Below are 12067 nucleotides of genomic sequence, written 5' to 3'. Positions count from 1 at the left end.
TGCGTCACGGGCGCTGATACTCTCGGCCGTTCTGGGGGACAGCGCCGACCCACGCATTGCCCCGGCACTGGCCGATCTGGCGTCGGAGGCGCCATGGCGTCATGAATGGAGTCGTGTTCGCGGGGATGTGACGCCCCCTGGCCCGGCCCGGGCCACGTGCTGGCCGCAGGAGCAGGACCACTGGCCGGCAGCCTGCTCGTGGCCGGCCAGCAGGACGCAGTGCGGGTCGTGAGCGTCAGCAATGCGACGCCCCAGGGGCGTCTCTCCACACAGGCCGGGCCGCCCAGGGCGCTGTCCGTGATGCAGGACGGCACGCTGTTGCTTCTCGACCAAGGCGGCCACCTCCACGCGGATATGACGTGGGCTGCTCGACCGGCGACGTCCGGCATCGAGAGCCTGCTCGATCAGGGACCGACTGACGTGGAGCGCCTCCTCGCAGCCTTGAAGCGCCGCACTGCCACCGCTCTCGCAACCGTCTCGGGTCCGGTCGCTGGATCGGTGGTGCTGGGTGATGCTGCGGGCAGGGTGGCGGTGTACGGGCACATGACGGCAGATGCTGTCCTACACAAAGGGACGGTGACCGCTGTCGCCGGGCTGGGCCTGTCGCGTGAGGGCGGTGAGGCGGTGCCTGTCCTCTACAGCGGCGGAGCGGACGGGACGGTGCGCGCCTGGGCCCCCGGGCACTCCCCGATGCCCGAGCCTGTGGTCAAGCGACGCTGCCCCGTGGTGTCCCTCGGAGCCGCGGTCACAGTGAACGGGCCGATTGTCGCGGTGGCTTGGGCAGACGGTGCGGTGGACTGGATCCACGGTGACACAGGAGCGCAGCGGACCTTCCGCCCCGGTCCGCCCGTCCGCTCGGTCGCTCTCACCGCAGATGGCCGTGTCCTGATCGGGATGGGCGAGGCTCTGACCTGCGTCACGCCCCAAGAGATCGCCCCCTGACTCGGCCTCACGCGGAGGCGAGGGCCAGATCTGATCGGTTTCACAGCCGCCTCACATTTACGAAGTTGACGGCCCATCACCAAGGTTGGAGAGTAGGTCAGTTCGGGCATCAACGGGAGTAACGCATGGGGAAGCAGCTGCCCGACGACCTGGTCGAAGTCCTGGACTTGGTCGGCATCGACTGGCCGCAGATCGACGAGGACGAGGTCAAGTCCTCGGCCACGGACTATCGGAACCTGGCCGAAGGCATCCGCGACGCGGTGAAAGAGGGCAATAGTGCCTGCTCACACATCGTCGCGGGGAAGAGCAAGGGCGCGACCGTCACGGCCATCGACCGCCGCTGGGGCAAGCTGACCACCAGAGACCTGGCCACGTTCGCCAAGAGGTGTGACGACTTGGCCGACGCGCTCGACGAGTGCGCCGGTCTCATCCTCACCTGCAAAGTCGCCATCATCACCAAGCTGACCGCCACCGCCGCCACCGCCACCGCCGGAGTCGTCGGCATGTTCTTCACCGCCGGCCTCAGCGGTCTGCTGTCGGCAGCAGCCATCGGCGCGGCACGAATAATCATCCAGGAAGCCATCGACTACGCCATCGATCAGATCACCTCGATCGTCACCGACAAGATCGAGGCGAAGGTTCTCGCCGAGATCGAGAAGCTGTTCTCCGATCACCTCGGCGGGGGCAGCACATACGACGTCATGGCCTCGGGAAGCGCGCACATGGCGCAGGACCTGGTCATCGAGTTCGACGAGTTTGAACGCGCTGCGGGTGACTACCGCAAGACGGCTACCAACTTCGACAAGAAGAAAGGTTCCTTCAAGGGTGGTGGCCTCCAGCGCAAGTCGTCCGTGAAGAAGGACAGTCGGTTCTACAAACTCGCTGCCGTCATGGACAAGGCTGAGGACGCGGTCGACAAGAAGGCCGACGAAATGGTCAAGACCCTTGAAGGTCACGGCGGCAAGATCGACAAGAGCAAGAAGGATCATAAAGCCGGAGACAAACACCAGAAGGAGGAAATTGATAAGTGCAAGGTCGACACCGACGATGACGACGTCCGAACCTATCTGCTCTAGGATGTTGAACGTGAACTTCTCTGTATCTCCAGTCCAGTTGACGCAGGCCTACGGTCTGGACAACGTCGTGTACTTCCCGCAGAGCGGGACTGTTGAGTTCGAACCGCGTTCGGCGAACTTCTTGAGCTCTGTAGGGCTTCCCCATTCCGAGGTGTTCACCTCCCGGGAAGACGTTGAGGATCCCTACCCCGCCGATCTGGACGCGATCAGCCTCGGAAGCCGTTTCGATCACTACGGCATGCCCTGCCCGGCGGAGAGTCGGTCATGGTGGATGCTCGGTTACTTGTTCACCTCCCTGGTGGCCATCGACCCGAAGTCCGGAAAGGTGTACGCCTTCCCGGAAGGATCCGCCGGCTACATCGAACTCCACCGAGATGCCGAATCCCTGGTGTACGCGCTCATCGAGTTCCGCAAACTCGAGGTCGATCACGACAACGATGTTGACCCGGAGGAACTGTCAGCGCGTTTCAAGCGAGTGGTCGGCGCCTTCGACCCAACTCCTTTCGTCGACGAGGACTCACAGTGGAATCTGTCACTGGAGGAACTGGAACACGGAATGTGGTGAGACAAAATCCCCGCAACTGTGGGTCGGACCGCCGCCTCGTCGAGCTCGCAGACGGAATGTAGAGTCCTTATCCGTCTATCGGTGCGTTTTGCGGAAAGCTTTTCTTCTTCCTTTATGCCCGTTTCGGCCGCCCTCCGACGCCGGCAGGGGAAGCATTTTATCAAGCGCGCAAGTTTCTCTGGACTCACTTTCACCCTCCCGGCCCCTCACCTCGCTACGAGGAGGAGCGGAGTCCCTCTCCACCGGGGTGGCGGACATGGAGGCCGTCCTCGCCTCGGGCATCGACGCGGGAGGGCGCAGCTCATTCCTGCGCTCCGTCAACGAGTCCCTCGTCGGGACCTTCTCCCTCGTGGAATCGTGGCCTCTGCTGCGACCGGGCGGGTCCTCATCACCCTGCCGGAACCCGTCGACGAGGCGCACCGTGTGCCGGGAATCAAGGGGAGGCGCGTGATCGTCACTCCGGGCGGCGAGGCGCTCACCGCATCAGCACGCTCATCGACGCCGGGGTCGTCCTGTGGAAGTCCAGGACGTCCTGCCCCTGCACAAGGCGGCCGAAGCGCACCGGACCAGCAAGACCGGCAAGGTACGCGGCAGACTCGGGCCCGCCCTGTGACGGAGATGTCCCGCACGAGTTGGACAGTGGTCGCCGACGCGCCGGGAGCGGGTTCTCAAGGCGTACGAAGGGCGGCCGGGGGTGTGTATCCGGAGGACCGATCTGTCGATGCCGGGCCAGCTGTCGCCGGATGGTGTCATCGCCCGGGACTTGACTGCCACCCGAGTACCACCCGCATCGCCGCCGAGGCCGGGGCCCTGGCGGGGAGCCTCCGTTTGGTGTGCCGAGAGATCGATTGGGCGGATTTGTTCAGCACGTTCCTCCCTTACGCGTCGGCGGGCTTGCCTCTAGTCTGAGCTTGCTTGCAAGTTACCTGCCAGTTAACAATTCGTTGATGGGCGCACCGGGCCCGGAGGTTGATGTGAGTTCCGCGCAGTCCCTTCTTGAAAGCCGCCCGGTTTCCGTGGCGCACCTCTTTCTCTCAAGAGTCGGGGCCACCCCCGACCGGGAGGCCTACCGCTACCCCGCGCCGGCCGACGACGGCGCTTCTGGCATTGAGCAGTGGCGCTCGCTGACATGGGCGCAGACCGCCGAGCGCGTCAAGGCGATCGCGGCCGGCCTGCTCGCCCTCGGTGTGCGGCCTGAGGAGCGGGTGGCGATCTCCTCCTCCACGAGGGTGGAGTGGATCCTGGCCGACCTCGGCGCGATGTGCGCGGGCGCCGCCGCCACCGCCGTCTACCCCAGTACCAATGCCGATGAGACGGTGTACATACTCTCCGACTCCGGCAGCCGGGCGATCTTCGTCGAGAACGCCGCCCAACTGGCCAAGGTCGTCGCCCACGCCGAACGTCTGCCCGAGCTCCGCCACGCGATCCTCTTCGACCCTCAGGCGGACCTTCCTCAGGCGACGGGGCTGGAGGTACTCTCCCTTGCTGAGCTTGAGAAACAGGGGACGGCGTATCTGGAAGAGCACCCGGACGCGATCGAGGACACGGTCCGGACAATCGAGCGGGAGCAACTCGCCACCCTGATCTACACCTCCGGCACGACCGGCCGACCCAAGGGCGTGCGCCTGGTGCACGACTGCTGGTCGTACCAGGCCGTGGCGCAGGAGGCCGGAGGTTTGCTGCGCTCCGACGATGTCCAGTTTCTGTGGCTGCCGCTGTCCCACGTCTTCGGCAAGGCCCTGATCTCCGGTCAGATCAAGACCGGCCATGTCATGGCGGTGGATGGACGGGTCGACCGCATCATCACCAACCTGCCCGCCGTCCGGCCCACGCTGATGGCGTCCGCGCCGCGGATCTTCGAGAAGGTCTACAACGGCATCGCGGGCAGAGCGAGAGCCGAGGGTGGCGCGAAATACAAGATCTTCCTCTGGGCGGCGAAGGTCGCCCGCGACTACGCAAGGGCCGGGCAGGAGAGCATGGCGGCAACCGGAAGACGTCAGGTGCCCCTGCCGCTCCTCGTGCAGCACGCCGTCGCAGACAGGCTGGTGTACGGCAAGATCCGCGCAGCCTTCGGAGGCAATCTGCGCGCCAGCGTTTCCGGCAGCGCCGCCCTCGCCCCCGACATCGGCTACTTCTTCTCCGGCGCCGGCGTGCACGTCATCGAGGGCTACGGCCTGACCGAGACCAGCGCCGGCTGCATCGTCAACCCCGCCGACGACTACCGGGTCGGCACGGTCGGCAAACCACTCCCCGGCACCGAGGTCCGCATCGCCGAGGACGGAGAGATCCTCTTGAGAGGCCCCGGCGTCATGCGCGGCTACCACAACCTCCCCGACAAGACCGCGGAGGTACTGGAGAGCGACGGCTGGTTCCACACCGGCGACATCGGCGAGATGAACAAGGACGGCTTCGTCCGGATCACCGACCGCAAGAAGGACGTGTTCAAGACCTCCGGCGGCAAGTACGTGGCGCCCACCGAGATCGAAGGCCGCTTCAAGGCCATCTGCCCGTTCGTCAGCAACATCCTCGTCATCGGCAACGGCCGTAACTTCTGCACCGCCCTGATCACCCTGGACGAGACCGTGATCATGCCCTGGGCGGCGTCTCACGACCTCGGCGGCCGCAGCTACGCCGAGGTCGTCTCCTCGCCGCAGGTCCACGAACTGATCGACGGCTTCGTCCAGCGGGTCAACGGCGACCTGCAACGGTGGCAGACAATCAAGAAGTTCTCGGTGCTGTCGCGGGACCTCGACATCGAGCACGGTGAACTCACCCCGAGCCTCAAGGTCAAGCGGCCTGTCGTGGAGCGCGAGTACGCCGAGGTCATCGAGGGAATGTACGAGGGTTCCCGCGAGGCCTGATCTCCATCTGCCCGGTACGGCACCTTCCCACAGCCGTGCCGGGCATTGGGCTCACCTGTCAGAGGAGGGTATTCGGCTCGCCGGACACCAAGGCGGTCGTCCGGTAGGCAGCGGCGGCCATGGCCGGCAGGCCTGCACAGCCGGAGAGTTGCCCCGGCCAGGCGACGCGGAGGACCAACAGCACCCGCGGCACCGCACAGCTGTCGATGGCGGGGGCCCGCCGAGATCTGCTGTACCACGTTGCTCCTTGCGCGCTGCGCGGCACACGTTCCTCGGTGTCCTGACGGACATCGCTGCGTACCCCTTGCCGTCCTCGACGTCTTGCTGACGTTGGTCGGACCCCTGAGCCCTCAGGCGTTCGACGTCGGCGAGACGAAAGCGACGGACCCAGCCGGGTGTTCGAGCCCGCGCCGCAGGCTCCCGTATCGCCCCCGGCACGCCACTGCCCACTCCCGGCCGCCATGGAGAACGCACCGGCGACCAGGCTGGTGAGGCCGGTGAACCGGACGGCCTTCGGTGACGCGCTCGCTCCCATGAGCCCGAGCAGCGGACACAGGTGGATGGCCGGCCCATCGTTCCGCCGAGCACCGCGGCTCGGGTGCCGCCCTGGCCCCGCCGACGGTTGCACCGCGCCGGATGGTACCCAGCAGCGTCCGCCGGCTGCCGAGCGGCGTCGGCGCTGGAGGTCTCCTACGGCGTGATCTTGTCCGTCCGACCGAGACAGGAATAGGCTGCATCTAGTCAGTGTTCTTGACTATCAAGTTCCTGACGAAGCTGCCGGGCGGTTGACCGCCCCTGACCATGGAGAAACCCCGTGAGTGAGAACCTCCCCGGAAGCAGCCGCTTCCACACGCCGCTGACCGGCGAGAACGCCGCCCTGCTGCTGGTCGACCACCAGATCGGCCTGTTCACCGGAGTGCGTGACATCGAAGTCGCCACGCTGAAGCACAACGTGTCCGCCCTGGCGAAGGCCGCTCAGGTGCTCGAAATCCCCACCGTGGTGACCACCACCATGGCGGACGGCATGTGGGGCCCGCTCGTACCGGAGCTCGCCGAGGTGCTCCCCGCAGGCCTCGAGGTGATCGACCGCAGCACGGTCAACGCCTGGGACGACGACCGCGTGCGCCGGGCCGTGGAGGCCACCGGCCGCAAGAAGCTCATCATCGCGGGTGTCTCCATCGAGGTCTGCCTCGCCTTCCCGGCGATCTCCGCCACGGCCGCCGGCTATGACGCGTACGCGGCCATTGATGCCTCCGGCACCTTCAGCGAGACCAAGCGCACGGCGGGGCTTCTGCGGATGCAGCAGGCAGGCGTCATCGTCACCGACTACGCCACCACGATGGTCGAGATCCTCGCCGACAACTCCCACCCCAAGGGCTACGAGGTCTACTCGGCCCTGGACATGCCGTTCGCGACGCTGGTCGGTCAGCTGTCCACCGCTTACGCAAAGAACGGCTGACCCGCCCAGCCGCCGAGCCGCTTCCGCGGAGCACCACCCCGTGACCGCACCGCGAGAGCTCTCCGGGTGTCGGGGGCGGCCCCCCCCGCCCCCCCCCCCCCCCCCCCCCCCCCCCCCCCGCGCGCCCCCCCCCCCCCCCCCCCCCCCCCCCCCCCCCCCCCCCCGCCCCCCCCCCCCCCCCCCCCCCACCCCCGGCCCCAACCCTCACCCAGGGCGCTCCCCCCCCCGGCTCAGGAGCAGTCGCAGTCATGGCCTTGTGGGACGTCACCGTGCCCACCCTGCGCACCGTGGGCAACGAGGAAGTGCGCGGCACCCGGACGTGGGTCGCCCAGGCGCGGCGCAACGTCGACGCGGTGCGGCAAGTGGTTCCCCGTTGCCGCCGGTGACGACGCCGTCCGGCACCGCCGGGGTGCCGTCATCGATCCCTCGGCATTCACCGCCACCTGCGGGACGAGGCCGAACGAGCGGCTGGGCCCACAAGTCCCCTTGGTCCGTTTCGGGCGCGATCTCGATGCCGTGGAGGCAGTCTTCCCGTCCCTGTACGGAGACGGGCTCGAGGGGTCGTTGGACCAGCAGGTATGTTCCGAATCTTGACGGTCAAGAATCTTACTAATAGGCTGGGTCGGCCGCCCCCGGAGTACCAGAAGGAGTCGTCATGCCGAAGCCGGCGACAGTCGCCGTCATGCGGAAGCCGCCTCCGTTCCCATACCCCGCCGTGCCGGGGTATGGGGGTGCCGGGGGCCGGACCCAGGGCTCGACCGAAGCCGTATACGGCAGGGATCGCGACTGCCGAACTCATGGCCTAAGTCGCTGTGGCCGGGATCAGTGGCCAGTGCCCTTCTGTGGCTCCCGCCTGCTGGCCGCGGCCTCGTCGAACTGCGCCAGCTGCTGGGCGGCGATCTCCCGGAAGGCGCCCTTGAAGGTCGCGTACTTCCGCGCGCCGATCGCCTCGGCGTGCCGCTGCTCGATGTCGGCCATGATCGCGTCCGACTTCTCCATCTGGTCCCGGCCCCGGCTGGTGGGGACGATCAGCTTGGCTCGCCGGTCGCTCGGGTCGGGCCGGCGCTCGACGTACTGCAGTTTCTCCAGCTCGTCGATCAGGTTGCCGATGACCTGCTTGTGGGTGCCCGACTGGCGTGACAAGTCGGTTGCGCGGCTGCCTTCCTCGTCGAGGAAGCCCAGCACGGCGCCGTGCTGGGGCCGGAGTTCGGGGTGTCCCTGCTCCGCCAACGTGTCGAAGAGCTCCTTCTGAATCGAGAAGAGCAACCGCGTGGAGAGGGTTCCGAGGTCCGGATCTCTTTGCTTCCGTTCGCTGCGACGCACGAACACTCTCCTCGTCCAGATTACTGACTGTCACCTTTCGTCATAATAGTGGGCGCGGTGACGTGGTCAGGGCTGTGCTGCCATGAGGCCTGTCCGGTACGGGCCCCACGGCGTCACTGGTTGCGGGTCGCACCCGGATCCAGCGTCTGTACGCGGTGAGTGATCTTCCATTTGCCGTCGATCTTCTGAAGCCGGTCAGTGTAGGTGCCGGTGGCGTAGACGGCGGGTGTCTGCTCGGTCTCGGCGACCCAGTACCAGGACCGGGCGGTCGCGAGGGTGCCGTTGACATCGATCACGACCGGGCCCGTCATATGGCGCTTGCCGGCCGTGAACCCCTGGTCGCGCAGGTCGATGAACATCTGCCTGATCTGCGCGCGCCCCGTCGCCGATGTGAAGGGACTCTCGTAGTGGCCGTCCTCGGCGTAGAGGTCGGCATAGCCGTCGGCCTCCCGCAGGTCGATGTAGACCTGGTGGCGGTTGAGCACTTCGGTGATCTGGATGATGTCGTCGGTCGTGTCCATGGCGCAGCACTTTCGTCTCATGGTCGATAGTCAAGATTACTGACTTTATGTTTCCCGGGTGTCTGTGCGGTCCTTGGATCACTGTGCGGCGATGGCGCGTATTCCGCCACCAGGGTCGGAGTGTGTACACCGAGGTGCCGGTCGGTCCGGTGCCGGAAATGGAGGCGTAGTGGCGGATTGCGGCAGGCGGCTGGAGTTCGGGTACTCCACCGAGCCCGGGCGGTACGGTGAGGTATTGGAGTCGGTCCTGCTGGCCGAGCGGCTGGGACTTGACCTGGTGGGCATCCAGGACCATCCCTATCAGGGGAGTTCCTGGACACATGGACGTTGCTGAGTGCTCCGGTGGCCCGCACGGAGCGGATCCGCTTCTTCCCCGACGTATACAACCTGCCTCTGCGGCACCCTCCACTGATCGCCAAATCGGCCGCGACCCTCGACGTCATCAGCGGCGGCCGGTTCGATCTGGGGCTCGGTGCGGGCGGCGCCTGAGAGGCGGTCGAGGCGTACGGCGGTGAGCGGCGTACGGCGGGCGAGGCGGTGAGCGCGCTCGAGGAGGCGATCGCGGTCATCCGGCTGCTCTGGAGCGAGCGGCGATCGGTGCGGTGGGACGGCCGGTTCTACTCGCTGCGGGGTGCACACCCCGGTCCGCTGCCCGCCCATGACATGGGTATCTGGCTCGGTGCCCTCGGGCCGCGCTCGCTCGAACTGACCGGACGGCTGGGTTCCCTCGTCGCCGTTTCTCCCGCCGCTTCGGCTGCCGGAGGCTCACGCACGCATCGATGACGCCGCCGAGGCGGCGGCCCGGCGGCCGCAGGACATCCGGCGCCTGTACAACGTCAACGGTCTGATCGCCGACGGTCCCGGGCAGGGCTTTCTCGTCGGGCCGGTCGAGCGGTGGGTGGAGGAGCTGACCGGCCTCGTCATCGACGGCGGCATGGACACCTTCGTGTTCTTGCCCACGGGCCCCGTCGACCGTCAGCTGTCGCTGTTCGCCGAAGAGGTGGTACCCGCCGCCGAGAGCGCGTCGCTCGTGAACGGGGCGCCCGTCCCGCAGCTTCGCCCTGACCGACGCCTTCGGCTCCTTGGGTGCTGGACGTCTCTCCCCGGAGGGGAATACTATCAAGCTAGTCAAAGTTGTGACTGTCAAAGAAATGACCAATGTTTAGGAGTCGACATGAAGGCCGTCCGGAGAATCGCCGCCCCTGTCACAGCCGTCCTGACCGGTGTCGTGGCCGCCGCTGTATTCACGGGCGGGCACGCCACCGCCACCCAGAGCGACCGCCCCAACGACCGCTTCGCGATCCGTGAGGTGATCGACCGTCACCAGATGTACATCGATCTCAGGGACGCCGACAGCTACGCGAACCTGTACACCGAGGACGGCCGTTACCGGAGCCCGTTCGGCTCCGCCGACGGCCGGGACGAGATCAAGGCCATGTTCGTCGACCTGGCCGAGAAGGGCTTCACCAAGGGCAAGCGGCACATGACCGGGCCCGCCGTGATCGAGGTCAACGGCGCCACCGCCACCGCCCGTTCCTGGTACTGGGTCGCGGAGACCGAGAAGGAGCATGCCGTCTACGCCACCGGCACCTACACCGACAAGCTCCGCAAGGCGGACGGCAAGTGGGAGATCGTCCAGCGCGTGCAGACACTGGACGAACTCGCCTCAGAGAGCCAGTAACTCGGCCCGTCATTCAGGCAGCTCTGCAACCCCTCCCTCTCGCGGAGCCGTATGCCGTCACCGCGCCGCGCTCTCCTCGGCGCGGTGACGGTTCTGCCGGTCGCGCGTCCCCACCAGAGGTCGTCATGCCCCAGGAAGACCGAATCACCGCACTGTCCACCGTCTCGCCCGCGGGCCGCCACCCGGACAACGGCCCGCCCGCCGGCTGTGTGGTCGCCGCTCTCTCGGTCGCGGTGCTGGCCTACGGGCTGCTGCAGACCCTGGTCGCTCCGGCCCTGCCGACCTTCAAGCGTCACTTCCAGGTGAGCGGCGACTGGGCCGCGTGGATATTCACCCTCTATCTGCTGTCCGGCGCCGTACTGACGCCCGTGCTCGCCCGCCTCGGGGACCGGCGCGGCAAGCGCCGCGTCCTGCTCGCCTCCCTCGCGGTCTTCGGAGCAGGGACCGTGCTGGCCGCCCTCGCCTGGAGCTTCCCCGTCCTGCTGCTGGCGCGCGCGGCGCAGGGGGCCGGTGCGGCCGCGCTTCCCCTGTCCTTCGGCCTCGTCAGCGCCCTGCTTCCCCCGCGGCGGATCGGCCATGGCCTCGGGATCGTGTCCTCGATGATCGGCGCGGGGACCGGCCTGGGCTTCGTCGTCGGCGGCCTCCTGGTGGACCACGCGTCATGGAGGTGGATGTTCGCCGTACTCGCCGGCGTCATCGCGGTGGCCTTTCTGCTGGTGGCCCGGTGGATTCCCAGCGACACGGGGCGCCGGTACGAACCCCAGGACGCACTGGGCACCATCCTGCTCTCGCTCGGCCTGGTGGCCCTGCTCATCGCGATCACCCAGGGCTCACAGGCGGGGTGGCTGTCCGCCCCCGTGCTCGGCCTCTTCATCACCGCTGCCGCGTTCCTGACCGCCCTGGCGGTGGCCGAGAAGCGCACGCCGCACCCGCTGCTCGAACCGCGCGTCTTCCTCGACCGGCCGATGCTGCTGACCCACTGCGCCGCGGCGCTCTTCTACGCCGCGGCCCTGATCTTCTTCCTCCTTGTGCCGACGCTCGCCCAACTGCCGACGAACGGGCCGGAAGGCGCCGCACAGGGATTCGGCTTCACCGTGACCGGCGCCGGCCTTCTCATGCTCCCCTCGGCGCTGCTGCAGGTTCTGGTGGCGCCGCTCGTACCGGCGCTCGAGCGGACACTCGGCCACCGCGCCCCCTTGCTCGGAGGGCTGTCACTGGTGCTTGCGGGCAGCCTGGCGCTGGCACTCTGGCACGCTACGCCGGTGCAGGTGCTCGCCGACTCCCTGCTGTTGGGAACGGGCGCCGCCCTCAGCTTTGCGGCACTGCCGTCGCTCGTGGTCCGCTTCGCCCCTGGACATGCAGTAGCCACCGCCAACGGCCTCAACACCGTCGTCCGTACGGTCGGCGGTGTCATCGGGACCCAGGTCGCCATCGCGATCCTCAGCGCCCACTCGGTTACCGGCTCGGCACTGCCGGGCGGGCGCGCCTTCACTGTCGTGTTCGTGCTCGGCTCCCTGTTCGCGGCGGTCGGTGTCGTGGTGGTCCTGCTCCTGCCTCGAGCCGCCGCCCGCCGGTGAAAGCACTGGCCGAACCGGCTGGGTCCCGCCTCTCGTACGGGGGCTGCGCCGGCTCGGCAGGC

At 67.5% G+C, this 12067-nt stretch carries 11 protein-coding genes and 2 pseudogenes; 10 read left to right on the top strand and 3 right to left on the bottom strand.

Annotated features, from left to right (window positions below; all coding sequences use genetic code 11):
- The first annotated feature begins 198 nt into the window (after window positions 1-198).
- The 5 genes and pseudogenes from OGH68_RS11075 (at window position 199) to OGH68_RS11060 (ending at window position 5444) form a co-directional block, all read left to right on the top strand.
- Window positions 199-942 carry a hypothetical protein gene (locus OGH68_RS11075; protein WP_264243208.1) on the top strand — a complete coding sequence of 248 codons (744 nt, stop codon included), beginning with the start codon at window positions 199-201 and terminating at the stop codon, window positions 940-942.
- Window positions 943-1067: 125 nt separating this feature from the next.
- Window positions 1068-2018 carry a hypothetical protein gene (locus OGH68_RS11070; protein ID WP_264243207.1) on the top strand — a complete coding sequence of 317 codons (951 nt, stop codon included), beginning with the start codon at window positions 1068-1070 and terminating at the stop codon, window positions 2016-2018.
- Window position 2019: 1 nt separating this feature from the next.
- Window positions 2020-2583, top strand: coding sequence for an SUKH-4 family immunity protein (locus tag OGH68_RS11065; protein ID WP_264243206.1), 564 nt, complete (start codon window positions 2020-2022; stop codon window positions 2581-2583).
- Between the two features lie 355 nt (window positions 2584-2938).
- Window positions 2939-3196 (top strand): annotated as a pseudogene (locus tag OGH68_RS36395) (zinc-binding dehydrogenase); the annotation flags it as partial.
- A 361-nt stretch (window positions 3197-3557) separates the two neighbouring features.
- Entirely contained in the window at window positions 3558-5444 is a 1887-nt protein-coding gene (locus OGH68_RS11060) for an AMP-dependent synthetase/ligase (RefSeq protein ID WP_264250013.1), read from the top strand.
- Between the two features lie 58 nt (window positions 5445-5502).
- Here the strand turns inward: OGH68_RS11060 and OGH68_RS36390 are convergent, their stop codons facing one another.
- Window positions 5503-6072: a VIT1/CCC1 transporter family protein gene (locus tag OGH68_RS36390; RefSeq protein WP_413470965.1), complete on the bottom strand. Its 570-nt coding sequence runs from the start codon at window positions 6070-6072 to the stop codon at window positions 5503-5505.
- Window positions 6073-6258: 186 nt separating this feature from the next.
- Between OGH68_RS36390 and OGH68_RS11055 the strand changes: the two genes are divergently transcribed.
- Entirely contained in the window at window positions 6259-6903 is a 645-nt protein-coding gene (locus tag OGH68_RS11055) for an isochorismatase family protein (RefSeq protein ID WP_264243205.1), read from the top strand.
- A gap of 248 nt (window positions 6904-7151) precedes the next feature.
- On the top strand, window positions 7152-7289 hold the full coding sequence (locus OGH68_RS11050) for a hypothetical protein (protein ID WP_264243204.1): 138 nt from the start codon (window positions 7152-7154) through the stop codon (window positions 7287-7289).
- A gap of 436 nt (window positions 7290-7725) precedes the next feature.
- Here the strand turns inward: OGH68_RS11050 and OGH68_RS11045 are convergent, their stop codons facing one another.
- Window positions 7726-8226: a MarR family winged helix-turn-helix transcriptional regulator gene (locus tag OGH68_RS11045; RefSeq protein WP_264243203.1), complete on the bottom strand. Its 501-nt coding sequence runs from the start codon at window positions 8224-8226 to the stop codon at window positions 7726-7728.
- A 113-nt stretch (window positions 8227-8339) separates the two neighbouring features.
- Entirely contained in the window at window positions 8340-8747 is a 408-nt protein-coding gene (locus OGH68_RS11040; RefSeq protein ID WP_264243202.1) for a nuclear transport factor 2 family protein, read from the bottom strand.
- 342 nt (window positions 8748-9089) lie between these two features.
- Between OGH68_RS11040 and OGH68_RS11035 the strand changes: the two are divergent.
- From OGH68_RS11035 to OGH68_RS11025, 3 genes and pseudogenes are all read left to right on the top strand, one after another.
- A pseudogene (locus tag OGH68_RS11035) lies at window positions 9090-9530 on the top strand (LLM class flavin-dependent oxidoreductase).
- Window positions 9531-9921: 391 nt separating this feature from the next.
- Window positions 9922-10428: a nuclear transport factor 2 family protein gene (locus tag OGH68_RS11030; RefSeq protein WP_264243201.1), complete on the top strand. Its 507-nt coding sequence runs from the start codon at window positions 9922-9924 to the stop codon at window positions 10426-10428.
- Window positions 10429-10553: 125 nt separating this feature from the next.
- Entirely contained in the window at window positions 10554-12005 is a 1452-nt protein-coding gene (locus OGH68_RS11025) for an MFS transporter (RefSeq protein WP_264243200.1), read from the top strand.
- The last annotated feature ends 62 nt before the right edge of the window (window positions 12006-12067 follow it).

The sequence above is a fragment of the Streptomyces peucetius genome, assembly GCF_025854275.1.
Taxonomy (GTDB): Bacteria; Actinomycetota; Actinomycetes; order Streptomycetales; family Streptomycetaceae; genus Streptomyces; species Streptomyces peucetius_A.
Note: the sequence above shows the minus strand (reverse complement) of the source record. Positions and strands in the feature narration are given on the sequence as shown.

Bases quoted from the DNA above. Each gene is read 5' to 3' on its own strand.
- OGH68_RS11050 (WP_264243204.1), top strand. From the start codon at position 7,152: ATGGCCTTGTGGGACGTCACCGTGCCCACCCTGCGCACCGTGGGCAAC.
- OGH68_RS11030 (WP_264243201.1), top strand. From the start codon at position 9,922: ATGAAGGCCGTCCGGAGAATCGCCGCCCCTGTCACAGCCGTCCTGACC.
- OGH68_RS11070 (WP_264243207.1), top strand. From the start codon at position 1,068: ATGGGGAAGCAGCTGCCCGACGACCTGGTCGAAGTCCTGGACTTGGTC.
- OGH68_RS11065 (WP_264243206.1), top strand. From the start codon at position 2,020: ATGTTGAACGTGAACTTCTCTGTATCTCCAGTCCAGTTGACGCAGGCC.
- OGH68_RS11025 (WP_264243200.1), top strand. From the start codon at position 10,554: ATGCCCCAGGAAGACCGAATCACCGCACTGTCCACCGTCTCGCCCGCG.
- OGH68_RS11040 (WP_264243202.1), bottom strand. From the start codon at position 8,747: ATGGACACGACCGACGACATCATCCAGATCACCGAAGTGCTCAACCGC.